This is a genomic window from Nocardiopsis alba, from assembly GCF_000710955.1.
GTDB lineage: Bacteria > Actinomycetota > Actinomycetes > Streptosporangiales > Streptosporangiaceae > Nocardiopsis > Nocardiopsis alba.
In genome coordinates this window covers 233,266-257,352 of record NZ_BAZE01000001.1, presented here as the reverse complement: position 1 = coordinate 257,352, position 24,087 = coordinate 233,266, and the positions used below count along the sequence as shown (strand labels likewise).

Below are 24,087 nucleotides of genomic sequence, written 5' to 3'. Positions count from 1 at the left end.
CGTTCGGGGGGCGCGTGCGGGGCTTTGGCACAATGACGGGGTCCGGGGTGTCCGGAGGTTGTCGCGCTCCTTGATCGTGCCTCCTCCGCGGTGAAGGGGTGGGTCGAGGCATGGTTCGGGGTCGCGGGCGCGTCGCGGTGGTGTTCGGGGCGGTCGTCCTGGCGCTCTCGGGTGTGGGGTGCGCCCCCGAACGGGCGGTGGAGCTTCCTCCCGAAGGCGGCTTCGACTACCAATTGGGCGGCGCCTATCCGCCGCCCGAAGGGGTCACCACGGTGGTGCGCGACAGCACCGCCGAGCCCGCCCCCGGCCTGTACTCGGTCTGTTACGTCAACGGCTTCCAGACCCAGCCGGACGAGCTCGACCGCTGGCTCGAGGAGGATCCCGACCTGGTGCTCAGGGGTGAGGACGGCGAGCCGGTGGTGGACCCGGGCTGGCCGGACGAACGGATCCTGGACACCTCCACCGGCGAGCGCCGGGAGCGGATCGCCGAGATCCTCACCGAGACCATCGATCGATGCGCGGACGCCGGGTTCGACGCCGTCGAGTTCGACAACCTCGACTCGTATCTGCGTTCGGGTGAGGCTCTGACGGTCGACGACAACCTGGCTCTGGCCTCGGTCCTGGTCGGTGTCGCCCACGGGCGTGGTCTGGCCGCGGCGCAGAAGAACACGGCGGAGGAGACCGGTCGCGGCCATGACGAGGTGGGGTTCGACCTCGCCGTCACCGAGTCCTGCGCCGCGTGGCACGAGTGCGGCGCCTACACCGGGGTCTACGGTTCGGGGAACGTGCTCGCGGTGGAGTACCCCGAGGAGCTGGCGGAGGCCGCTCTCGACTTCGATGTGGTGTGCGCTGATCCCGAACGTCCGGATCGTGTGCTGTTGAGGGACGCGGCGCTGGTCCCCTCCTCCGACCCGGAGCATCTCTTCGAGGCCTGCTGAGAGCCGTGTGAACACGTTCTCCCCGAGGCTCGGCCCTCGGGTGGCGGGGGTCACTCGTCCCTTAAATCGAGTTTTCCTACCTGTATGATATGTTTTTGTCCGGTCAAGAGCTCCCGCCGTCTGGCTCGGCAGGCGGGACAGCAACCCTCGTACGGCGGTGGGGTGCTCCCGAGCAAGACCAGGCGCCCGCGACCGTCGGGCGCAAGTGCTATCCGACGCGGCGGGGACGTCCCCGCGAGAACCCGTGACTCCAACGGGCCCGCATCCCGGCCGTCGGTTTCGAGAGGAAGAACGTGTCCCACGCTCCCATCCCGTCACGTGCCCTGCTTCTGCCGACCGCGGCCGTACTCGCCCTTCTCACGGCCTGCGGATCCCCGGCCTCCTCCGGGGCCGGAGCCGACGGTGAACCCGTCCAGGGCGGCTCCCTCGTCTACCTGGAGTACCAGCCCCACGACAGCCTCTATCCGCCCGAGGCGGGCTTCTACCCCAACGGCGGACTGGTCAACAACATCGCCGACCGACTCGTCCACCAGGACCCCGAGACCCTGGAGTTCGAGCCCTGGATCGCCACCGATTGGGAGGTCGACGAGGACGCCACCGAGTACACCTTCACCCTGCGCGGCGACGTCACCTTCTCGGACGGCTCTCCGCTGGACGCGGAGGTCGTCGCCGCCAACTTCGACCTCTACGGGCTGGGCGATCAGGATCGCGCCCTCATCGTCTCCGAGGCGATCAACAACTACGAGAGCAGCGAGGTCCTGGACGAGAACACCGTCCGCTTCCACTTCGACGCCCCCTCGCCCGGGTTCCTCCAGGCCACCTCCACCATCAACTCCGGCCTGCTCTCCGCCGAGACCCTCGAACTGGCCCAGGAGGGCTTCAGCCCCGGCAACGCGACCGAGGTGATCGGCTCCGGCCCGTTCGTCGTCTCCGACGAGGAACTGGGCACCGGTCTCACCCTCACCGCCCGCGAGGACTACGCCTGGGCACCGGAGAGCTGGGAGAACCAGGGACGTCCCTACCTGGACGAGGTCCGGATCAACGTCACCCCCGAGGACAGTGTCCGAGTGGGGGCCCTGACCTCAGGACAGGCGCACGTCGCCCGTTACGTCCAGGCCCAGGACGAGGAGCGGGTCGAGGCGGCCGGTATCGAGATCCTCGCGCCGCAGACCAACGGGGTGAACAACAGTCTCAGCCTGCGGTTCGGCAACGAGATCCTCTCCGACCTGAAGGTGCGCCGGGCGCTGGTGGCCGGGATCGACCGCCAAGAGGTCGTGGACACGATCTACACGGACCACTACCCGCCGGCGACCTCCACGCTCAGTAGCACCGCCCAGGGCTACGCGGACCAGTCCGAGTACCTGGAGTACGACCCCGAACGCGCCGAGGAGCTCTTGGAGGAGGCCGGCTGGACCGTCGGATCCGACGGGATCCGGGAGAAGGACGGGGAACGGCTCTCCCTGGTGGTCAACGAGGCCGCCCCGCAGCCGCGCTCCTTCGAGACCCTGACGTTGGTCGGCCGGCAGCTGGCCGGGATCGGGGTCGATCTCCAGATCCTGGCGGCCGACGCGGGCACCTACACCGAGGCGATCAACGACCCCGACCAGGTGCAGCTCTACCACTCGATGGTGGGCCGGGCCGACCACGACGTCATCAAGAGCCAGTACCACTCCCGGAACCGCAACACCCTGCTCAACCGTGACCCCAAGGGCGACTCCGTCGAGGACGAGAGGCTGGAGGAGCTGCTGGAGGCGGTGGCCTCCACCGCCGACCCCGAGGAGCGCGACGAGGCGAGCGCGGAGGCGCAGCGCTACCTCTCGGAGCAGGCCTACGTCATCCCGCTGTTCGAGGAGCCGCAGGTCTACGGCGTGGCCCCGAGCGTGCACGGGATCGGTTTCGAATCCGTCGCCCGCCCCTCCTTCCAGGGCGTCTGGCTGAGTGAGTAACGGTCCCCGGACTCAGTGAGGAGGAGCTCGTATGCGTTACGTACTCCGACGGGTCGGACAGGCCGTGGTGGTGCTGTTCGCCGCGTTCACCGCGGCGTTCGTCCTCCTCCAGGCCATGCCCGGCGACGCCGTCATGATCAGGTTCGAGAACCCCGAACTGGGGCTGTCTCCGGAACAGATCGCCGCCCTGCGCGAGGCCTACGGTGTGGACGTCCCCGCCCACCGACAGTTCCTCCACACCCTCCTGGGCTTTCTGAGGGGGGACTTCGGCTACTCGGTCCAGAGCGGTACGCCGGTGAGCCGGATGATCGCCGAGGCCCTGCCGGGCACGCTCCTGCTGGCCTCGCTGGGGTTCGTCGTGGCGGTGATCCTCGCCGTGGGGATCGCCTTCCTGTCGACCTATCCGCGGCTCTCCTGGATCCGCGGCGCCCTGCGGGCCCTGCCGTCGCTGTTCGTCTCGGTCCCGGTGTTCTGGCTCGGCATCCTGTTGGTCCAGGTGTTCTCCTTCCGGCTCGGCCTGGTGTCGGTGATCGCGCCGGGGCCGGTGGAGGGGCTGATCCTGCCGGTCCTGACCCTGGCGGTCCCGATCTCGGCGCCCCTGGCCCAGATCCTCGTGCGGAGCATCGACGAGGTGTACACCCGGCCCTTCGTCACCGTGGTGCGGTCCCGAGGAGCGGGCCACCACCGGGTGTTGTGGCGCGATGTCGCCGGGAACGCCCTGCTGCCCGCGTTGACCATGGCGGGCGTGCTGTTCGGTGAGCTGATCGGCGGCGCCGTGGTCACCGAGACCGTGTTCGGTCGGGCCGGTCTCGGCCGGCTCACCGAACAGGCGGTCGGCAACCAGGACGTGGCGGTCCTCCAGGCCGTCGTCCTGCTCACCGCCACCGTGTTCGTCCTGATCAACCTGTGCGTGGACCTGCTCTACCCCCTGCTGGATCCGCGCTTGAGAACGAAGGCGGGTGCGGCCGCGTGAACCCGAACACCTCGACCCGATCCGCGACGGTCACGGGATCGGTCCCGGCCCGCCCGAGCGCCCTCGAACGGCTGCGGCGGGTGGACGTGGGCACCGCCCTGGCCTGGCTGGTCGTCCTCGTGGCGGTGGCCTGGGCCTTGGCCCCGGGCCTGTTCACCTCCGCCGACCCGGTCGCCGGGGTCGCGGCCGACGCCCTGCGCCCTCCGGACGCCGAGTACCCGTTCGGTACCGACGCCACCGGCCGTGACGTGTTCGCCCGGGTGGTGTACGGCTCGGTCCACTCGCTCTCCGGGGCCCTGATCGCGGTCACCGTCGGGTTGGTGGCGGGCACGCTGATCGGCGCCGTCGCCGGGACCGTGGGCGGTCTGGTGGAGGACGTCCTGATGCGGGTGGTCGACGTCCTGTTGGCCGTTCCCTCGCTGCTGCTGTCGCTGAGCGTGGTGATCGTGTTGGGCTTCGGCACCGCCCAGATCGCCTTCGCGGTGGGCGTGGCGGGTGTCGCCGCCTTCGCCCGGCTGGCCCGTTCCGAGGTGGTGCGGGTGCGCGCCACCGACTACGTGGAGGCCGCCTACGCCGGCGGGGGCCGTTTCCTCACGGTGTTGTGGCGGCACGTGCTGCCCAACTCCCTGACCGCGGTGGCGGCCCTGGCGGCGCTCCAGTTCGGCACCGCGATCCTGGCCATCTCCACCCTCGGATTCCTGGGCTACGGCGCCCCGCCGCCCACCCCCGAGTGGGGGCTGATGATCGCCGAGGGGCGCGACTACGTGGCCACCTCCTGGTGGCTCACCACCCTTCCCGGCCTGGTCGTCGTCGCGGTCGTGTTGTCCGCGAACCGGATCAGCGCCTCGATCGCACGACGGGGGAGAGCATGACCCGCAACCGATCCGACGTCTCCGACCCGGACGGCACCACACCGGTGCTGGAGGTCGAGGACCTCACCGTCGCCTACACCTCTCGCCACGTGGAGACCCCGGTCCTGCACGGCGTCTCCCTGACCGTCCATCCCGGCGAGGTGGTCGCGGTGGTCGGCGAGTCCGGTTCCGGAAAGAGCACCACCGCGCAGGCCGTCATCGGTCTCCTGCCCGACAACGGACGGGTGACCGGTGGCCGGATCCGCCTCAACGGCACCGACATCACCTCGTGGAGCGACAGGCGGATGGAGTCGGTGCGGGGGAGAAGGGTGGGACTCGTCCCGCAGGACCCCGGCACCTCACTCAACCCCGTCAAGCGGATCGGGGACGCGATCGCCGAGGTCATGCGGATCCACCGATGGGCCGACGAACGGCGGATCCGCGCCCGGGTGCTCGAACTCCTGGAACGCGTGGGCATCCCCGATCCGGAACGTCGGGCCCGCCAGTACCCGCACGAACTCTCCGGGGGCATGCGTCAACGCGTCCTCATCGCCGCGGCGATCGCCCTGCGCCCGGAGCTGATCATCGCCGACGAGGCCACCAGCGCCCTCGACGTCACCGTGCAGCGGACCGTCCTCGACCTGATCGACGAACTCAGAACGGAGGACGGCACGTCGGTCCTGTTCATCACCCACGACCTCGCGGTGGCCTCCGACCGGGCGGACCGGGTGGTGGTGCTCGAAGGCGGTCGCGTCCGGGAGGCCGGCGACACGGCGACGGTGCTGTCCACACCGGGCCACGCCTACACCCGGCGGCTGGTCGCCGACGCCCCCGCCCTGAACGGCGCGGGGCACCGCACCGCCGAACGGACCGCCGCCCTGCTCGCCGAACGGGCCGACCTGCCACCGGCGATCGCCGTCACGGACCTGGTGCAGGAGTTCGGAACCCGCCGGGACCGGTTCCGCGCCGTGGACGGGGTCTCCTTCACGGTGACGCCGGGCACCACCCACGCGATCGTGGGGGAGTCCGGCTCGGGCAAGACCACCACCGCCCGCGCCGTCATGGGCTTTCGCCGCCCCACCTCCGGCGAGGTGTCGGTCGGGGGAACGGAGATCGGCCCGCTCCGGGGCAGGGGCCTGCGCGACCTGCGCCGTCGGCTCCAGATGGTCTACCAGAACCCCTACGGCTCGCTCGATCCCCGGCGGACGGTCGGCTCCATCGTCGCCGAACCCCTGGTCAACTACCGGATCGGTGACAGAGCCGAACGCGCGCGCACGGTCGCCGAGTTCCTGGAGCGGGTCGCGCTCCCGACGCACCTGAGCGACCGTCGACCCCGGGAACTCTCCGGCGGCCAGCGCCAACGCGTGGCCATCGCCCGAGCCCTGGTGCTGCGACCCGAGGTCGTGGTCCTGGACGAACCCGTCTCGGCGCTCGACGTCACCGTCCAGGCGCAGATCCTCGACCTGCTCGAACGACTCCAGGAGGATCTGGGACTGACCTACCTGTTCATCTCGCACGACCTCGCGGTGGTGCGGCGCCTCTCGCACACCCTGTCGGTGATGCGCGGCGGTCGGGTGGTGGAGTCCGGCGTGACCGAGAAGGTCTTCGCCGATCCCCGCCACGAGTACACGCGCGGCCTCATCGAGGCCATCCCCGGCCGTCGGGAGCCCGCGCTCCCGGCCCGCCCCTGAACCATCCGCGACGACATCACAAGGAGCACGGCCATGCCCGAACAGCTCGGTTTCTTCACCCGGGTGCTGGACGACGCGCCCCCGGCGGAACGCTACCGTCTGGCCCTCGAACAGATCCGGCACGCCGAGGCCCTCGGCTACGACAGCGCCTGGGTCGCCCAGCACCACTTCGACGGGGACGAGGGCGGCCTGCCCTCGCCCCTGGTGTTCCTGGCCCGGGCCGCGGCCCGGACCGAACGGATCCGGTTGGGGACCGGCGTGGTCACCCTGCCACTGGAGGACCCGATCCGGGTGGCCGAGGACGCCTCCGTCCTGGATCTGCTCAGCGAGGGACGCCTGGAGGTGGGGATCGGCTCCGGAGGGACCCCCTCCACCTTCCCCAGCTTCGGGGTGGAGTTCACCGAACGGCGCGAGGTGTTCGCCCGCAAACGCGAGGCGCTCCTCGCGGCGCTGGCGGGGGAGGCCTTCGACGGCACCTCGAACCGGCTCCATCCGGCCCGGCCCGAGCTCCTGGAACGGCTCTGGTTCGCCACCTTCTCCAGCCCGCTCGCGGTGACGGCCGCCGAACGCGGCGACGGGTTGATGCTCTCGCGCACCCAGCCCCGCCCGGCCGAGGCGCCCGAGACCACGCTGTGGGACATCCAGAACCCCATCATCGACGCCTACCTGGACCATCTGGCGCCGGGGGCGGCTCCCCGGATCAGCGTGGCCCGGACCCTGTTCGTCGCCGACGACCGACAGGAGGCGCTCCGTCTGGCCGAACACGGCTACCGCAACACCCGCTTCGCCCGCTCCACCCTCGGCGACGAGGTCGACCGGCTGCCGGTGGAAGAGCTCTTGGCCCGGCTGGACGCCCACGTCGGTACCCCGGAGGACGTCCTGGAGTCGCTCTCCCGGGACACCGCGCTCCGGCGCGCCACCCACCTGTCCTTCCAGGTCCACTCGGTGGATCCGCCGCACGAGTACGTGCTGCGCTCCATGGAGCTCATCGCCACCCGGGTCGCCCCCGAGCTCGGCTGGACCCGGAACGACATCGATCTCGGCGCCTGACCCGCCGACGAACCCATTCCTCGAAGGAGGCCACATGACGGACGATCTCGTCGACCGTCTGCTCGACATCACGCCCGGAAGTCCCCTGGACCGTGTGCGGGCCGCCCGGCCCGAGGCCCGGGCCAACGCCCGGCTCAGCCACCGGGCCCTGATCGAACCCGCCGACCCGGGCGGCGTCCCTCACGCGACACGCGCGCTCATCGCCGTCTTCGTGGCGACCCTGCACGAGGCCTCCCGGCTCGGTGACCACTATGAAGGCCTGGCCCGGGAACGGGCCGGAGACGACGCCGCGAACACGGTCATCGCCCTGGGGGAGCGGGCGCGGGCCCACGGACCCGCCGGTCGCTACCGCGAGGACGGCCTGGTGGACGAGTCCACCGACGGACCGACCCTGACGGTGTCCGACCCCGAACGCGCCCTGCTCGGCGAGGCCGTGGCCACCGCGTTGGAACACGCCCACCTGCTCGTACTGCGTCCCCGTGAGGCCGGACCGGACGACCTGCGCGCCCTGGCCGCCGCCGGATGGACCACCACCGACATCGTCACCCTCTCCCAGCTCGTCTCCTTCCTGGCCTTCCAGATCCGGCTGGTCCACGGGCTGGAGGCCCTCTCCACGCGAACGGAGGACGCCCGATCGTGAACGCCGTACCCGAGAACACCGTCGCGACCGCTCCCGACCTCGTCACCGAGCACCCCGACTCCCGTCGGCCCGAGCACTTCACCCGCTCGACCGTGGGCTGGCTGCCCTGGCTCGCGCCCCTGACCGAGGACGAACTGACCCCGCGCCACCGAGAGGCTCTGGTCGAGGAATCCAGGGCCCGGATGCCCTACTTCGCGCTGCTGGTCCGCGACCCGGACGCCCTGGAGGCGCGGACCCGCACCGACTTCGACATCTTCCACAACACCGAGGGCGGACTGCCCCGGGCCGAACGCGAGCTCGCCGCGGCCGCGGTGTCCCGGTTCAACGGCTGCGTGTTCTGCGCCTCCGTGCACGCGCGCCTGGCCGCCCGCTTCTCCTCCCGGGGCGAGGACGTCGACCGCCTGCTGGCCGAGGGCGTGGACACCGACACCGGCGACCGGCTCTGGAACGCCGTGGTCCGCGCGGCGGTCGCCCTGTCCCGGACCCCCGTGGAGTTCGGCCCCGAGCACGTGGACGAGCTGCGGGCCCACGGGCTGTCCGACATCGAGATCGGCGACGTGATCAACAGCGCGTCCTTCTTCAACTGGGCCAACCGGCTCATGCTCTCCTTGGGGGAGCCCGTACATCCGCACGACCGGCCCGGCCGTACGGCCTCGGGCCGTGCGACCCCGGAGGGAGACCGATGAGCATCCCCGCCACCCTCGACCACCTGGTCTACGCCGTCCCGGACCTGGAGACCGCCCTACCGGCCTTCGCGGACCTCTCGGGGGTCGCTCCGGTCCGGGGCGGAAGCCACCCGGTCGGTTCGGCCAACGCCCTGATCGCCCTCACCGTGGACGGACGGCGGGTGCCCCACTACCTGGAGATCGTCGGCCCCGACCCGGAGCGGGCCGACCCCGGTCCGGTGCCGGTGTTCGGCCTGGCCACGCTGGACCACCCCCACCTGGCCACGTTCGCGGTCCGGGTCGAAGGCGACCTGGAGGCCGCGGTGGAACGCGCCCGAGCGGTCGGGCACGACCCGGGAGACGTCGAACCATGGTCCCGGACCACCCCCGAAGGGTCGGTCCTGCGCTGGCTGCTGGCCAAACGGGAGGCCGACCACTACCCGGCCCCGGTCCCCTTCCTCATCGACTGGGGCGACACCCCGCAGCCGGGGCTGGGGGACCTGCCCCCCCTGGAGTTGGTGTCCCTGCGCGCCGAGCATCCCGACCCCGACTCCCTGTCCCCGGTCCTGTCCGCCCTCGGAGTGGACCTGGAGGTCGTCCGAGGGGACGCCCCTTCGCTGGAGGCGGTCCTGCGCGGCCCCGAAGGAGAGTTCGTCCTGCGCTGATCTGGGCCCGGTGGGGGTTCGAGGGACCCGGGCCGTCCCAAGGCGAAGGCCCGGGTTCTCCATCTCTTCCCAGACACGGTTTTCTCCCACGGAGCACCGGGTAACTGTGTCCCCACATCCCCCACCGACGCACTCGACCCGAACAGGGGAGTACATGGGACGGACCCATCGACGCGCACGCGCCGCAGGGGAGCACCGATGCGAGGTCTGAGGACGACCCTGGCCCTGGCCGGAGCCCGGTGGTTGTGGAGACGCCACCGCCGCTCACGGGAGTCGACACCGGTGTCCGCGGGTCGGAGCGGGGCGGAGCTCCTCGCCTGGGGAGCGGCCGCGGCCGCCCTCGGGGCCGGTGCCTCCGCCCTGTCCGAACGCCGTCGCGCCCGACGGATGAACGGCCGGGTCGTACTCGTCACCGGAGGGTCGCGCGGCCTCGGTCTCCAGCTGGCCCGGGAGTTCGGGGCCGGTGGGGCCTCGGTGGTGATCTGCGCCCGAGGACGGGAGGACCTGGACCGGGCGGTCGCCGAGCTCACCGGCCGCGGTGTGGAGGCCCTCGGCGTGGTCTGCGACGTCACCGACCCGGAGGCGGTCGACTCCCTGCTCGACGACGCGGTCGATCGTTTCGGCCGGTTGGACGTGGTGGTCAACAGCGCCGGGATCATGCGGGTCGGCCCCCAGAGGACCCTGCCCGACGACGCCTTCGTCCAGGCCATGGACGTCATGTTCTGGGGCCCCTTCCACCTGTCCCGCGCCGCGATGGAGAGGATGCGCGGACGAGGCGGCACCATCGTCAACATCACCTCCATCGGCGCCTACCTGTCGGTGCCGCACCTGCTGCCGTACTCGGCCGCCAAGCACGCCTGGGCGGCGCTGTCCGAGGGCATGGCCGCCGAGTCCGGGGGGAGCGGGGTCCGTGTGGTCACCGTCGTTCCGGGGTTGATGCGGACCGGTTCGCACCGCGGGGTGGTCTTCAGTGGAAACCCCGAACGCGAGTACGCGTGGTTCGCGCTGGCCGCGGGCGCCCCGCTGCTCAGCGTGAGCGCCGAACGCGCCGCCCGGCGCATCGTGGCCGCCGCCGCGAGCGGACGCGGCTTCCTGGTGATCTCGCCGATCGCCAGGATCGGCCTGGCCGTCCACGGAGTGGCACCCGGCCTCACCCAGGCGGGTATGCGTCTTGTAGGGCGACTGTTGCCGGACGCCCCCGAACACGTGGAGGAACGTTCCGGATCCGAGGCCGCCGACAGCCGGATCGGACGTCTGGTCGGTGTCGTCGCCGCGCTCAACGAGAGGGCCGGCAGGCGGATGAACCAGAGCTCGCGGGCGGAGGAACGTCGGCGGGACGTCGACAGTGGAAAGGACGGGTGATGGCGCGAGGCCCGATACGAGGGGCGAGAGTACGCGCGACGACCGGTATCGAGAGGAGGTGATCCGCATGAGCGCCCTCCATCCGGATCTGAGACAGCCCGATCCCATGCCTCCGGATCCGTTCCCGCCGGCTCCGATGCCGCCGGGGCCGGTTCCTCCGGAGCCGAGTCCGCTGCCGGACCCCGAGCCCGGTCCTCCCGGCCCGGTCCCCGACCCTCCGGGGCCCGAACCCGAGCCGGAGCCCGCCTGACCGGACGGGGCCGATGAGGGGCACGCGCCCTCCCGGGCGGGCCCCGGGAGGGCGCGTGCCCGGTATGATCACGTTGGGTCACTCCTCTTGACGTTTGTGCTACCAAGTCGTAACTTCTACGGGAAACACTCCTTCCGGATCCCCCCGCCCCCTGCGCGCGGCCGGCCCGCGCTCCCGTTGGAGGACACCCTTGGCGCGTCTTCGCACGACCACCCCCGCCCGCCACCCGTACCGGACCCTCTCCCTCACCGCGGTGGGAGCGCTCCTGCTCGGCGCGGCCGCGTTCTTCCCGGCCTCCGGCCAGGAACTCGAACCGGTCTCGTCCACCTCCCCGGACACCACCGCCATCGACGAACACGGACGGCTCTCCGTCTGCGGGATCAAGCTCTGCGACGAGAACGGTGAACAGGTCCAGCTCACCGGGATGAGCACCCACGGCATCCAGTGGTACGACCACTGCCTCACCGACGGTTCCCTGGACGCCCTGGCCGACGACTGGAGGGCCGACGTCCTTCGGGTGTCCATGTACATCCAGGAGGGCGGCTACGAGACCGACCCTCGGGGCTTCACCGACCGCGTCCACGAGCTCATCGAGGAGGGTACCGAGCGCGGCCTCTACGTGATCGTCGACTGGCACATGCTCACGCCCGGCGACCCGAACCACAACACCGAGCGGGCCAAGGAGTTCTTCCAGGAGATCGCCTCGGTCCACGCGGACAAGGACAACCTGCTCTACGAGATCGCCAACGAGCCCAACGGGGTCTCCTGGAACTCGATCAAGGGCTACGCCGAGGAGGTCATCCCGGTCATCCGCGCCGAGGATCCCGACTCCCTCGTGCTGGTCGGCACCCGTGCCTGGTCCTCGCTGGGGGTGTCGGAGGGCTCCGACCACTCCGAGATCGTCGCCGACCCGGTGGACGCGGACAACATCATGTACGTGTACCACTTCTACGCGGCCTCCCACGACACGGTGCACTACGACACCTTCGAGCGGGCCGTGCGGGAGCTTCCGCTCTTCGTCACCGAGTTCGGCACCCAGGAGCACACCGGTGACGGGCCTGACGACTTCTCCTCCGCTCAGCGTTACCTCGACCTGATGGAGCGGGAGAAGATCAGCTGGGTGAACTGGAACTTCTCGGACGACTTCCGCTCCGGCGCGGTCTTCGAGACGGGCACCTGTAACGCGGGCGGCCCCTGGGCCGGTACCGACTCCCTCAAGCCCGCGGGGGAGTGGATCCGTGAGCGGATCCGGACCAGCGGCCTCTCCGGCTGACCTCGGACACACGAGGACGGGCCCCGGACGCGCGCGTCCGGGGCCCGTCCACATCCGTCACTCGGTCGAGATGACCAGCTCGCCGGCGTCGTCCACGTCGACCACGACCCGGTCGCCCGAGGCGATCTGCCGGTCCAGCACCATCCTGGACAGCCGATTGCCCACGTTGCGCTGGATGGTACGCGCCAGCGGACGGGCGCCGAACTCGGGCTGGTAGCCGCGGCGGGAGATCCAGCGGACCGCCTCGTCGGTGAAACGGATCGAGATGTCCTGGGCCGCCATCCGCTCCTCGGTCCGCTCCAGCATGAGGCGGGCGATCTGGTCGATCTGCTCCTCGCCGAGCTGCTGGAAGACGATGACCTCGTCGATCCGGTTGATGAACTCGGGGCGGAACTCCTCCCTGAGCCGGCGCATCACCCGTCGTTCGGTGTCGGCGTCCATCTGCCCGTCGGCGGTGAAGCCCATCGGACCGCCCCCGGTGATCGCCTCCGAGCCCAGGTTGCTCGTCATGATCACCACGGTGTTGCGGAAGTCGACCGTGCGACCCTGGCCGTCGGTCAGACGTCCGTCGTCCAACAGCTGCAACAGCAGGTTGAACACGTCCGGGTGGGCCTTCTCGATCTCGTCCAGGAGCAGCACCGAGTACGGGTGGCGACGGACCGCCTCGGTGAGCTGACCGGCCTCCTCGTATCCCACGAACCCGGGCGGCGCGCCGGTCAGCCGGCTGGCGGTGTGCCGCTCCTGGAACTCGCTCATGTCGAGCCGGACCATGGAGTCCTCCGAACCGAACAGCGCCTCGGCCAGGGCCCTCGCCAACTCGGTCTTGCCCACGCCGGTCGGGCCCAGGAACAGGAAGCTGCCCACGGGGCGGTCCGGGTCGCCGAGCCCGGCCCGGTTGCGGCGGATCGCCTCCGAGACGGCGGTGACCGCCTCGTCCTGGCCGATGACCCGGTCGTGCAGCACCTCCTCCAGGTTGACGAGCCGGTCGCGTTCGGCCTGGGTCAGCTGCGATACCGGGATGCCGGTGCCGCGAGAGACGACCTCGGCGATGTCATCGGGACCGACCTCCGGGACGGCCGAGCCGGTCCCGCGCGCCTGATGGACACTGCTCCTGGTCTCGTTGATCTCGTCGCGCAGTCGAGAGGCCTTCTCGTAGTCCTCGTCCTGGACCGCGCGGTCCTTCTCGCCCTCCAGGTCCTTGAGCCGCTTCTCCATCTCGCGCAGGGTGGAGCTGGAGGTCTTCAAGCGGAGACGGACGCGGGCTCCGGCCTGGTCCACGAGGTCGATGGCCTTGTCCGGCAGGAATCGGTCGGTGATGTAGCGGTCGGACATCTCGGCGGCGGCCACGAGGCTCTCGTCCCCGAACCGCACCTGGTGGTGCGCCTCGTAACGGTCGCGCAGCCCGCGCAGGATGTCGACGGTGTCCTCCACCGACGGCTCGGGCACCTGGATCGGTTGGAACCGGCGCTCCAGGGCGGCGTCCTTCTCGATGTTCTTGCGGTACTCGTCCACGGTGGTGGCGCCGATGATGTGCAGCTCGCCCCGGGCCAGGGCGGGCTTGAGCATGTTGCCCGCGCTGGTCGATCCCTCCGAGGCTCCGGCGCCGACGATGGTGTGGATCTCGTCGATGAAGATGAGCAGGTTCTCGGACTGGGCGCGGATCTCCTCGACGATCTTGTTCAGCCGTTCCTCGAAGTCGCCCCGGTAGCGGGTGCCCGCCACGATCCCGGAGACGTCGAGCTGGACCAGCCGCCGTCCGCGCAGGGTCTCGGGAACGTCGTCGTCGAAGATGCGTTGGGCGATGCCCTCCACGATCGCGGTCTTGCCCACGCCCGGGTCGCCGATGAGCACCGGGTTGTTCTTGCGCCGGCGGGCCAGGACCTCGATGCACTGTTCGACCTCGTCGTCGCGGCCGACCACCGGGTCCAGCCGACCCTCCCGGGCCAGGGCGGTCATGTCGGTCCCGAATTCGTCCAGGGAGGGTGTCTGCGAGGGTTCTCCCTCGACCTGACCTCCTCCGGAGGCGGGACCGGTCGCCTTCTGCAACGACTCGGGGGTGATCCCCTGATCGCGCAGCAGTTGGCCGACCGGGTGGTCGGGGTTGATCGCGAGCGCGAACAGGATGTGCTCGGGCATGATGCCGGAACTGCCGGTGGCGCGGGCGATCTGGAGGGAATCGAGAAGGGCCCGTTTGGCCGAGGGGGTCAACCGGGCGGAGCCGCGCACCGCCCGCGGCGCCTGGGCGACAGCCTGGTCGATGACGTCCTCCAAGGGCTTGGCGTCGGCGTCGGTGCGCTCCACCAGTTCGCGGACGGGCGGGTAGCGCAGGAGCGCCCAGAGCAGATGGACCGAGTCGATGTCGGCCCCACCGCTCTGGAGCGCGCGTCGCGCCGCGGCGTCCGCGATCTGTCGGGCCTCGGGGCTCATCAGCTTGGACAGGTCGACGCGGCGGACGGGTCCGCGGGCGCCGAGGAACCGGGCCAGGAACTCGTCGAAGGAACCCGGGTCGCCGCCCGGCCCCTCGGGGTGGTCGTTCGTCATCTCGATTCGTCCCCCGTGCGTGTGTTGACAGTCCTTTGTAGTGGCTCGATAACCCTACGTGAGAAAGTGCATATCGGTCGGTAGCGACCATGGGTGCGGGCTCGAGCGGAGTCCGTGCCTCCCACACTCCCCGGCGGCGCCGTCGTTCACACGTGGCGGGGGCTCACTCGTGTGCGTCGTCGATCGAGGACTTCGAGACGGGGGCTCCAGGGGGCGGGGGTGAGGGGGCTCATGGTGCGAGAGGCGCTGCGGTTTCGGGGATCCGCTGGCCCTTCTCCGGGGGTGGTGCTAGCCTTGTGGTGATTCCCTACTTTTTTGGTCTGTTTTATCGGTAGGAGTACGTCTTGAGCACCGACATCACCAACGAGGACTCCTGGTCCTTCGAGACCCGGCAGATCCACTCCGGGGCCGCGCCCGACCCCGCCACCAACGCGCGGGCCACCCCCATCTACCAGACGACCTCCTACGTCTTCCGGGACACCCAGCACGGCGCGGACCTCTTCGGTCTCGCCGAGCCCGGCAACATCTATACCCGGATTATGAACCCGACTCAAGACGTCCTCGAACAGCGTCTCGCCGCGCTCGAGGGCGGTGTCGCCGCGGTCGCCTTCGCCTCGGGCTCGGCCGCCATCACCGCCGCGATCCTCAACCTGGTCGGGGCCGGCGACCACCTCGTGTCGAGCCCGCTGCTCTACGGCGGCACCTACAACCTCTTCCACCACACCCTGCCCAAGCTGGGCATCGAGGTCTCCTTCGTCGAGGACCAGAACGACCCGGAGGCGTGGCGCGCCGCGTCCCGCCCCGAGACCAGGCTGTTCTTCGGTGAGACCCTCGCCAACCCCGGTGGCAACGTGCTGGACGTACGCGCGATCGCGGACACCGCGCACGAGGTCGGGGTCCCGCTCGTGGTCGACAACACCGTCCCCACCCCCTACCTCCTCCGGCCCATCGAGTACGGGGCCGACATCGTCGTGCACTCGGCCACCAAGTACCTCGGCGGCCACGGCACCACCGTCGCCGGCGCGGTCGTGGACGCCGGGACCTTCGACTTCGGAGCCCACGGGGACCGCTTCCCCGGCTTCGTCGAGCCCGACCCCAGCTACCACGGCCTCAAGTACTGGGAGGCCCTCGGCCCCGGCGCCTACGCCGCCAAGCTCCGCGTTCAGCTGCTGCGCGACACCGGCGCCGCCATCGCCCCGCTCAACTCCTTCCTCATCCTGCAAGGCGTCGAGACGCTCTCCCTGCGGATCGAACGTCACGTCGACAACACCCAGGCCCTCGCCGAGTGGCTGGAGTCCCGGGACGAGGTGGAACGCGTCCACTACGCCGGGCTGCCCTCCAGCCCCCACCACGAGCTGGCCCGCTCCTACCTGCCGCGCGGCGCCGGAGCCGTGCTCTCCTTCGAACTGCATGGCGGAGTGGAGGCCGGACGCGCCTTCGTCGACGGCACAGAACTGTTCAGCCAGCTCGTCAACATCGGCGACGTGCGCAGCCTGATCGTTCACCCGGCCAGCACCACCCACAGCCAGCTCACCCCGGAGGAGCAGGTCACGGCCGGGGTCGCTCCGGGGCTGGTCCGCCTGTCGGTCGGCCTCGAACACATCGACGACCTCAAGGCCGACCTCGAACTCGGCTTCCGCGCGGCCAAGGCGTACCAATGACCCAGGGCTCCGCCCCTCCCGCCGACCGGCTTCCGTACGGGGGCTGGCGGGAGGGAGACCCCGTGGCCGCGCGCCGCTGGGTCGCCCTCGAACACCCCCTGGAGCTGGAGTCGGGGCGGCACCTTCCGGGTGTCCGCCTGGCCTACCAGACCTGGGGTCGCCTCGATCGGGAGGGCTCCAACGCCGTCCTGGTCCTGCACGCCCTCACCGGGGACGCCCACCTGACCGGACCGGCCGCCCCCGGGCAGGCCGGACCCGGCTGGTGGGAGGGGGTCGTCGGCCCCGGCCTCGCTCTGGACACCGACCGGTACTTCGTGGTGGCGCCCAACGTACTCGGCGGCTGCCAGGGAAGCACCGGTCCCTCCTCGAAGGGGCCCGACGGCAGTCCCTGGGGAAGCCGATTCCCACGCCTCACCCTGAGGGACACGGTCCGGGCCGAGACGACCCTGGCCGACGCCCTCGGAGTGCGCTCCTGGGCCGCGGTCATCGGCGGATCCATGGGAGGGATGCGCGCCCTGGAATGGTCGCTCATCCACCCCGATCGGGTCCGCCGGGCCCTGGTCATGGCCTGCCCGGCGGCCACGAGCGCCTGGCAGATCGCCTGGGCCGCACCGCAGTTGCACGCGATCCGCTCCGACCCGCACTGGCTCGACGGCGATTACCACGACACCGGTCGCGTGCCCTCCGAAGGGCTGGGCGTGGCCCGCCGGATCGCCCACATCACCTATCGGGGCTCACGGGAACTGGACGAACGCTTCGGTCGCCTGCCCCAGGAAGGGGAGGACCTCGATGACCGGGGGCGGTACGCGGTGGAGTCCTACCTCGACCATCAGGCCGGCAAGCTCGTCCGCCGGTTCGACGCCGCCAGCTATGTCCTGCTCACCGAGGCGATGAACGCCCATGACGTGGGCCGTGGTCGCGGCGGCGTGGCGGCGGCGCTCAAGGCCATGCCGGAACGGACGATCGTCGCCGGGGTGGACACCGATCACCTCTACCCGCTCCACCAGCAGGAGGAGATCGCCCGCCACCTGCCGGTCCCCGGGCGGGTCCGGGTGATCGAGTCGGCCCAGGGCCACGACGGCTTCCTCACCGCCACGGATCAGGTGTCCGCGCTGGTGGAGGAGCTGCTGGCCCGCTGAACCGGGTGCGGCCCCGAACGGAGCCGCACCCGGCCCGGCCGGTGATCGGGAGGAGGCCGCCGTGAGACGGTCGGTCTCCTCCCGGGTTCGCACGACCCGAGGCCGTACGGCCGGGCAGGGCGGATCAGACGCCGTGGAGGGCCCGCCGGTACTCGGCGTAGCGTTCGCGCAGTCCGTTCCCGGCCTCGGGAGAGTGGGCGGCCTCCTCGGCGGGGGCGCCCAGAGTCCACTCGGGGGGCAGCGGGTCGCCGGACAGGGCCCAGGCGGCCTGGCGGGCGGCGCCCAGCGCGACGTATTCGGCGGCGGGCGGGGTCGCGACCGGCATGCCCAGGACGAGGGGGGCGATGGCGCGGACCGCGGCGGAACGGGCGCCGCCGCCGACCAGGAGGACGCGCTCGGCCCGCACACCCTGCGCGGTCAGGGCGACCAGTCCGTCGGCGAGACCGCACAGCATGCCCTCCACCGCGGCTCGGGCGATGTTGCCCGGGGTCATGTTGTCCCGGCGGAGCCCGTGCAGGGAGCCACTGGCCTCGGGAAGGACGGGGGTGCGCTCTCCGTCGAGGTAGGGGAGCAGGACCACGCCCTCCGCGCCTGGACGCGCTCCCAGGGCGAGGTGGTCGAGACCGGCCAGGTCCGTGCCCAGCATCGACGCGGCCGAACCGAGGACGCGGGCCGCGTTGAGGGTGCACACCAGGGGCAGGTGGCCGCCGGTGGCGTCGGCGTACCCGCACACCGCTCCGGTGGCGTCGTGGGTGGGCCGGTCGTGGGCGGCGAACACGGTGCCGCTGGTGCCGAGCGAGACCACCACGTCGCCGGTGCGCAGGCCCAGTCCGAGGGCGGCGCCCATGTTGTCCCCGGTTCCGGGCGCGATCAGGGCCCCTTCGGGGGTGTGTCCCACGGCCTCGGAGGGGGCGGCGACCCGGGGTACCTCCAGCTCTCGTCCGAAGGCGTGGACCAGCAGGTCGGTGCGGTAGGCGTTCTCGGAGGGCGACCAGTAGCCGGTGCCGGAGGCGTCGCCCCGGTCGGTGGTCGGAGCCTGGCGCGCTCCGCCCAGACGCCAGGTGAGCCAGTCGTGGGGGAGCATGACACCGCGTGCCTTGGCGGCGAGGTCGGGTTCGTGCTCGGAGAACCAGCGCAGTTTGGTGATGGTGAAGCCGGCCACGGGCACGTTGCCGATGGCGTCGGCCCAGACCCGGGGGCCGCCGAGCTCCTCGACCAGGTCGTCGGCGGCTCGGGCCGAACGCCCGTCGTTCCAGAGCAGGGCGGGGCGGACGACCTCTCCCTCGTCGTCGATCACGACCATGCCGTGCTGTTGTCCCGCGACGGAGACGGCCGCCACGTCGTCGAGCAGTCCGGAGGAGGCGTGGGACAGGGCCGTCCACCAGTGGCGGGGGTCGGTCTCGGTGCCGTCGGGGTGCGGGGCTCGGCCTTCGCGCACCACCTCTCCGGTCGTGCTGTCACAGACCACGACCTTGCAGGACTGTGTCGAACTGTCGATTCCGGCGACGAGTGCCATGTTCGCTCCGTAGGGGTGAGAAAGGGGACGGGCCGTGGGGCGGCCGGGACATTCTCGCACCCCGCGGGGCTCGATCACCTCATGGGGGAGAGGGGATCGTCTTGCCCTCGCGTCATGGCTTCAATAAACTTGAGCCACTGAAGCTCAAGTCGAAAGGGATGGTCCGATGCGTGTCACGGACGTGTTCGAGGGGATCGACGAGACCCTGGCCGGCGGGCTCTCCGTCGGCCCCGTGACCAGGGTCGACAGCGGGCGTCGCGGTGGTCTCCTGGAGGTCCGGGTGGAGCTGGCCCCGGGGGTGGATCCGGGTGGGATCCTCGTCCTGGTGGACGGCGGCTCCCTGGTCCTGGTGAGGTCCGGTGACCGCTCGGTCCTGCGTCGCATCCCCTTGGAGACCCCTGTCGGGCGTCCCGTGCTCGGCCGTATTCCGGGCGGACTGTCGATCTCCGCCCCTCTGGCCTCTCCCGTCCCGGTACCGATCATCCCCGGGCTGCGACGACCCTCTCGGATGGGCGGGGCGCGAGCCGTGCTGGCCCGTTTCGGGGCGCGACTGCGGGCTCTCTTCGGTGGACAGGGCTGATCCCCGAGACCTCCGTGTCGTTCGGCCGGCGGAGGTGATGAGGGCGCCCCCGGACCAGGGGCGCCCATCTCCCGGGCGAAGGGAGGTCCATGCCGTCGGTTCAGGCCGACGGGGCCACCGAACCGAAGGTCCCCCGGTGGTAGACCAGCGGGGGAGCCGTCTCCGACACGACCCCGGCGTGGGTCACGCGCCCCACGACCAGGACGTGGTCGCCGATCGCGCGGATCTCGGACCACTCGCACACCAGGTGGGCCGTGGCGCCCTCCAACAGCGGGACCCCGGACGGGCCGGGGCGCCACGAGGTGGGGTCGGCGAAGCGGTCCACCCCCTTGGCGGCGAACCGGGCGGCCGTCCCCGCCTGGTCGGCGGCGAGCAGGTGCACCCCGAACACGGGGGCGCGGCGCAGGTCCGGCCAGGTGGTCGACGATTCGGCGATGTAGAAGGACACCAGCGGCGGATCCAGACTCACGCTCGTGAACGAGGTGGCGGTCAACCCCACCGGACGTCCCTCGACGTCCGCGGTGATGACGACGACGCCCGCCGGATGGTTGCGCATGGCGGCCCGAAGACGATCGGCCTCGAAGGTCGTTCCGGTACGGGTGGTGGTCTCCGTGACGCTCAACGGATTCTCCCTGAGGGATCGGGCAGTGGTGGAACGGTGGTGGAGCGCGGGTTCAGGGCCGCGCGCAGCGCGGGAGCGGACCTCTCGGCCCAGGGACGGAGGACCTCCTCCAGCTCGGGTGAGTCCGCCCCCTCGGTGGAGACGGTGTCCTGGAGCAGGGCCAGACCGGAGGTGGGGACCGAGGCGCCCAGCTCCAGGAGCAGCGGCCTCAAGTGCACGTCCACGGCGAGGGTGTGCGCGGGCGACCCCATGACCAGGACGGGGACGGCGGTCACCCCTTCCAGGCCCCCGGAGGGCAGAAGGTCGAGGAAGACCTTCAACAGGCCGGTGTAGGTGGCCTTGTAGGTGGGGCTGGCCACGATCAACAGTTCGGAGGCGCGGAGCCGTTCCAGAGCCGCCTGCACGTCCAGGGGCGGACCCGGTGTGAGCAGCAGGGGTTGCAGGTCGGACAGTTCCAGGAGGTCGCCCCGCCCCGGTTCCGCGGACAGTCCGGCGGCACGGGCCGCGTGGCGGGCCGTGGCCAGGGCGGCGGTGGCGGTCCGGGAGTTCGGTCGTGGGTTGCCGACCAGAACGGTGGTGGTCATGGTGACGGACTCCGATTCTCAGGACGGGGCGCCGGCGGCGGCGAAGGGGACGGCGGGGTACGAGGGCGCGGCCGGTCCGTCGGGGTGGTGCCACAGTCCCCTCTCGGCCAGGATCGGGAGGACGCCCTCGCCGAACCAGTACGCCTCCTCCAGATGCGGGTAGCCCGACAGTACGAACTCGTCGATCCCTACCCGGTGGTATCGCTCGATCAGGTCGGCCACCTGGGTGTGGCTGCCGACCAGGGCGGTGCCCGCGCCGCCGCGCACCAGGCCCACACCGGCCCACAGGTTCGGGTGGATCTCCAGGTCGGCGGGGTCTCCGCCGTGCAGGTCCAGCATGCGGCGCTGCCCCTCGGACTCGCTTCGGCGCAGGTTCCTCTGGACCTCGGCGATGGTCTCGGGCGAGATCCCGTCGAGGAGCCGCCGTGCCTGGTCCCAGGCCTCCTCCTCGGTGTCGCGGCTGATCACGTGCAGTCGGATCCCGTAGCCCGGGTTCCGGCCGTGGGCGGCGGCCGCCGAGCGGACCCGTTCGATCTTGTCGGCCACCGCGGCCGGGGGCTCTCCCCAGGTCAGGTAGGTGTCGACCCGGGCGGCCGCCACCTCCAGGGCGATGGGGGAGGACCCGCCGAAGTACACGGGTGGCCGCGGGTGGGGCGGACGGTGCAGGGTCGCCCCCTCCACGGTGACGTGCTCTCCGGCGAAGTCCACCGTCCCGCCCTCCCACAGGGCGTCGACCACGCGCAGGAACTCGTCGGTGCGCCGGTAGCGGGCCTCCTTGTCCAGGAAGTCGCCGTGCGCCCGCTGTTCGGCCGATTCGCCCCCGGTCACCACGTTGAGCAGCAGCCGGCCGCCGCTCAACCTCTGGTAGGTGCCCGCCATCTGCGCGGCCAGGGTCGGTGTGATCAGCCCGGGGCGGAAGGCGACCAGGAACTTGAGGCGACGCGTGTGCGCGACCAGCATGGCGGTGGTCAGCCAGGCGTCCTCGCACCAGGCCCCGGTCGGGGTGAGCACCCCTTCGAAGCCCAGGTTCTCGGCGGCCCGGGCGATCTGGGCCAGGTACTCGACGGACGGTTCGCGCGTGCGCCGGGCGGCGGCGGAGACGACGTCCGCGCCGTGTCCGCCGCCGATGACGCCTCGGCCGTCCCCCTGGGTGGGGAGGAACCAGTGGAAGGTCAGGGACATGGGTGTGCTCGGCCCTTCGGTTCAGATCTGGCCGTGCCGCGGTGGACGGCGACGGTTGAGGGAGTACTCGCCGATGTGCTGGACCTTCCAGCGCACCGGGTCGTGGACGGTGTGGGTACGGGTGTCGCGCCAGTGGCGGTGGAGGCCGGCGGCGTCGGCCGTGGCCCGGGTGCCCGCCACCTCGAACAGGGCGGAGGAGACGTCGACCGCGGCCCGGCCGCCGACGACCTTGGCGGCCGCCAAGGCGATCGAGGCCTCGGTGGTGGTGGTCTCGGCCGCTCGGGGGTCCTCGTCCATCGGTGTCGTGTCGGCGACGTCCACTCGGGCGGCCGCCGTCTCCAGCAGGGCCTCGGCCGAGCGGACCAGTACCTCCAGCTCACCGAAGCGGTGCACCAGGAGCGGGTCCTCGGTCGCGTGGTCCACCCCGCTCTCGAACCAGGGGCGGCTCTTGGTACGGACGAACTCCGCGGCCTCCTCCAGGGCTCCGCGCGCCGCGCCGACGTCGATGGCGGTGTGCAGGAGTTGGGCGTGGGCCCCGTAGGTGATGGGTCCTTCGAAGGTCCGGTACTGCTCCAGGACGAACTCCGGCGCGACCCGGACCCCGGACAGGTGGACGGTGCCGCTGGCGGTGGTGCGCTGGCCCATGCCGGCCCAGTCGTCCTCGATCCGGACCCGGGGGTCGTCGGCGCGCACGAACGCGATGTGCGGTCGGGGGCCCTCGGGGGTGGGCGCCGGGGCGACCACCGCCAGCCAGTCGGCGAACAGGGAGCCGGTGGCGTAGTACTTGGTGCCGTCGACGATGTGGTGGTCGCCGTCGGGTTCGATCCGGGTGGTGTGGGTGTGCGCGGTCCTGCCCGAACGCTCGGCCTGGGCGTTGGAGACCAGGGAACCGGCGAGGACGTCGCCGTACACGCGCTCGCGGGCCGGTCGTCCTCCGCGCAGACGCAGCGCGTTCAGGAAGGAGAAGTGCGGTTGCAGGATCTGGGCCAGGCTCAGGTCGACCGTGCCGAACAGGCGCAGGACCTCGGCGACGACGCTCGCGGGCGCCTCGAGGCCGCCCAGTTCCCGGGGGACGGTGATGCCGAGCAGCCCGGAGCGGGAGATCTCACGGACGGGCCCATGGGGCAGGACACGGTCGCGGTCGCGTTCGGCGGCCCCCTCGGAGAGGGAGGGCAGCAGGGAGCGTGCGACATCGAGCACCTCGCCGATGGAGGCGATGGTCCGCGGGGGGACGGTGTCGGTGGTCGGGGCGGGCGCCGGTCCGGGGAGCGTCTCGGACAAGGAAGGAACCTCCTGAACTGGTGCGCGGCCGCCCCGGGGCGCCGATCCTGAATTCCTACTGGAATTGCATGGAATCAGAGCGGGGGTCGGTCGTGTGGATCGTCCACGACGACCATCGGTGCGGCGAGGCCGAGTGGATCGGGTGGTCTCACCCGACAGGGCGTACCTGCCCGTCCCGTGTCCTTCGTACGCCACCGATTCGTGTGCTCGTGCCGGTGAGATGGGAGGTGAGAGAGGTTTTCCCGTGTTCTGTGCCGATCGGTGGTGCCGGAATCGAGCCCGCCGTCCGAGCGTGGCGACCGGCCGGGTGACGTGTTCCGGGCATCGGATGCGGCCTTTCTTGGGTGATGCCGAGGATGGTCGTCCGGGCCGAGGTCCTGAGCTGCTCCGCGCATGGCAGCGGCCTCGACCCGGAACGGGATCCGCCTCGCCCGTCCCGTCCGGTGAGGAGGTTCGGACGGGGTGTGCGAGAGCGGTCCGGGCCGACCGGCTCCGCGATTCCGGTCGGCGTGACTCCACTGTGCGTCCTGTAATCATAGTTTGTCAACCAATAAAGTAGGGAATCTTTGCCGTGGGCGTCTCGCTCCAGGTAGGGAGGTGGCGCGCCGCGCCGAACAACTACCAACTAAACCTGTAGGAAATGTGGTTTACTGCTGCGCATGGCAGGCAGCGCGATA

20 protein-coding genes and 1 riboswitch are annotated in these 24,087 nt (G+C 71.2%); of the genes, 14 read left to right on the top strand and 6 right to left on the bottom strand.

The window, feature by feature from the left end; translation table 11 throughout:
• Nucleotides 1-110: 110 nt before the first annotated feature.
• From TR33_RS01010 to TR33_RS00960, 11 genes are all read left to right on the top strand, one after another.
• Nucleotides 111-938 (top strand): endo alpha-1,4 polygalactosaminidase, encoded by an 828-nt coding sequence (locus TR33_RS01010; protein ID WP_042280897.1) that lies wholly within the window; start codon nucleotides 111-113, stop codon nucleotides 936-938.
• Nucleotides 939-1,039: 101 nt separating this feature from the next.
• Nucleotides 1,040-1,152, top strand: a riboswitch (SAM riboswitch).
• 79 nt (nucleotides 1,153-1,231) lie between these two features.
• Complete coding sequence (locus TR33_RS01005; protein ID WP_017533968.1) at nucleotides 1,232-2,884, top strand: TIGR04028 family ABC transporter substrate-binding protein; 1,653 nt, start codon at nucleotides 1,232-1,234, stop codon at nucleotides 2,882-2,884.
• 31 nt (nucleotides 2,885-2,915) lie between these two features.
• Nucleotides 2,916-3,857, top strand: a complete 942-nt coding sequence (locus TR33_RS01000; protein WP_017533967.1) for an ABC transporter permease — start codon at nucleotides 2,916-2,918, stop codon at nucleotides 3,855-3,857.
• The gene (locus TR33_RS00995; RefSeq protein ID WP_017533966.1) at nucleotides 3,854-4,729 is read left to right on the top strand and encodes an ABC transporter permease; all 876 of its coding nucleotides are present in this window, start codon (nucleotides 3,854-3,856) and stop codon (nucleotides 4,727-4,729) included. The genes TR33_RS01000 and TR33_RS00995 overlap by 4 nt, the downstream gene beginning before the upstream one ends.
• Nucleotides 4,726-6,399, top strand: a complete 1,674-nt coding sequence (locus TR33_RS00990; RefSeq protein WP_017533965.1) for a dipeptide ABC transporter ATP-binding protein — start codon at nucleotides 4,726-4,728, stop codon at nucleotides 6,397-6,399. Before TR33_RS00995 ends, TR33_RS00990 begins: the two co-directional genes overlap by 4 nt.
• Before the next feature lie 33 nt (nucleotides 6,400-6,432).
• Nucleotides 6,433-7,449 (top strand): putative FMN-dependent luciferase-like monooxygenase, encoded by a 1,017-nt coding sequence (locus tag TR33_RS00985; RefSeq protein ID WP_017533964.1) that lies wholly within the window; start codon nucleotides 6,433-6,435, stop codon nucleotides 7,447-7,449.
• Nucleotides 7,450-7,483: 34 nt separating this feature from the next.
• Entirely contained in the window at nucleotides 7,484-8,089 is a 606-nt protein-coding gene (locus TR33_RS00980; protein ID WP_042280888.1) for a CMD domain protein, read from the top strand.
• A complete protein-coding gene (locus TR33_RS00975; protein ID WP_017533962.1) occupies nucleotides 8,086-8,775 on the top strand; it encodes an alkylhydroperoxidase domain protein in 690 nt (229 codons plus the stop codon). Before TR33_RS00980 ends, TR33_RS00975 begins: the two co-directional genes overlap by 4 nt.
• Nucleotides 8,772-9,419 carry a VOC family protein gene (locus TR33_RS00970; RefSeq protein WP_042280887.1) on the top strand — a complete coding sequence of 216 codons (648 nt, stop codon included), beginning with the start codon at nucleotides 8,772-8,774 and terminating at the stop codon, nucleotides 9,417-9,419. The genes TR33_RS00975 and TR33_RS00970 overlap by 4 nt, the downstream gene beginning before the upstream one ends.
• Nucleotides 9,420-9,617: 198 nt before the next feature.
• On the top strand, nucleotides 9,618-10,781 hold the full coding sequence (locus TR33_RS00965) for an SDR family NAD(P)-dependent oxidoreductase (RefSeq protein WP_042280886.1): 1,164 nt from the start codon (nucleotides 9,618-9,620) through the stop codon (nucleotides 10,779-10,781).
• Nucleotides 10,782-11,221: 440 nt separating this feature from the next.
• The gene (locus tag TR33_RS00960; protein WP_042280885.1) at nucleotides 11,222-12,304 is read left to right on the top strand and encodes a glycoside hydrolase family 5 protein; all 1,083 of its coding nucleotides are present in this window, start codon (nucleotides 11,222-11,224) and stop codon (nucleotides 12,302-12,304) included.
• Between the two features lie 57 nt (nucleotides 12,305-12,361).
• Here the strand turns inward: TR33_RS00960 and TR33_RS00955 are convergent, their stop codons facing one another.
• Nucleotides 12,362-14,845 carry an ATP-dependent Clp protease ATP-binding subunit gene (locus TR33_RS00955; protein ID WP_042280884.1) on the bottom strand — a complete coding sequence of 828 codons (2,484 nt, stop codon included), beginning with the start codon at nucleotides 14,843-14,845 and terminating at the stop codon, nucleotides 12,362-12,364.
• A gap of 344 nt (nucleotides 14,846-15,189) precedes the next feature.
• Here TR33_RS00955 and TR33_RS00950 point away from each other — a divergent pair, with 344 nt between their 5' ends.
• Together TR33_RS00950 and metX are read left to right on the top strand one after the other, a co-directional pair.
• Nucleotides 15,190-16,506 carry a bifunctional o-acetylhomoserine/o-acetylserine sulfhydrylase gene (locus TR33_RS00950; RefSeq protein ID WP_017533957.1) on the top strand — a complete coding sequence of 439 codons (1,317 nt, stop codon included), beginning with the start codon at nucleotides 15,190-15,192 and terminating at the stop codon, nucleotides 16,504-16,506.
• Entirely contained in the window at nucleotides 16,503-17,645 is a 1,143-nt protein-coding gene (metX, locus tag TR33_RS00945; protein WP_042280883.1) for a homoserine O-acetyltransferase MetX, read from the top strand. Before TR33_RS00950 ends, metX begins: the two co-directional genes overlap by 4 nt.
• Nucleotides 17,646-17,769: 124 nt before the next feature.
• On the opposite strand, the gene xylB is transcribed toward metX, so the two are convergent.
• A complete protein-coding gene (gene xylB / locus TR33_RS00940; RefSeq protein ID WP_042280880.1) occupies nucleotides 17,770-19,161 on the bottom strand; it encodes a xylulokinase in 1,392 nt (463 codons plus the stop codon).
• A gap of 166 nt (nucleotides 19,162-19,327) precedes the next feature.
• Here xylB and TR33_RS00935 point away from each other — a divergent pair, with 166 nt between their 5' ends.
• Nucleotides 19,328-19,741 carry a hypothetical protein gene (locus TR33_RS00935; protein WP_042280879.1) on the top strand — a complete coding sequence of 138 codons (414 nt, stop codon included), beginning with the start codon at nucleotides 19,328-19,330 and terminating at the stop codon, nucleotides 19,739-19,741.
• A gap of 100 nt (nucleotides 19,742-19,841) precedes the next feature.
• On the opposite strand, the gene TR33_RS00930 is transcribed toward TR33_RS00935, so the two are convergent.
• Genes TR33_RS00930 through TR33_RS00915 form a run of 4 tightly spaced genes read right to left on the bottom strand, consistent with a single transcriptional unit; the run spans nucleotide 19,842 to nucleotide 23,410 of the window.
• Nucleotides 19,842-20,363 (bottom strand): flavin reductase family protein, encoded by a 522-nt coding sequence (locus TR33_RS00930; RefSeq protein ID WP_042280877.1) that lies wholly within the window; start codon nucleotides 20,361-20,363, stop codon nucleotides 19,842-19,844.
• A complete protein-coding gene (locus TR33_RS00925) occupies nucleotides 20,360-20,947 on the bottom strand; it encodes an NAD(P)H-dependent oxidoreductase (RefSeq protein WP_042280876.1) in 588 nt (195 codons plus the stop codon). Before TR33_RS00925 ends, TR33_RS00930 begins: the two co-directional genes overlap by 4 nt.
• 18 nt (nucleotides 20,948-20,965) lie before the next feature.
• Nucleotides 20,966-22,129, bottom strand: coding sequence for an LLM class flavin-dependent oxidoreductase (locus TR33_RS00920; RefSeq protein ID WP_042280874.1), 1,164 nt, complete (start codon nucleotides 22,127-22,129; stop codon nucleotides 20,966-20,968).
• 21 nt (nucleotides 22,130-22,150) lie between these two features.
• Nucleotides 22,151-23,410, bottom strand: a complete 1,260-nt coding sequence (locus tag TR33_RS00915) for an SfnB family sulfur acquisition oxidoreductase (protein WP_042280872.1) — start codon at nucleotides 23,408-23,410, stop codon at nucleotides 22,151-22,153.
• Nucleotides 23,411-24,087 lie beyond the last annotated feature (677 nt).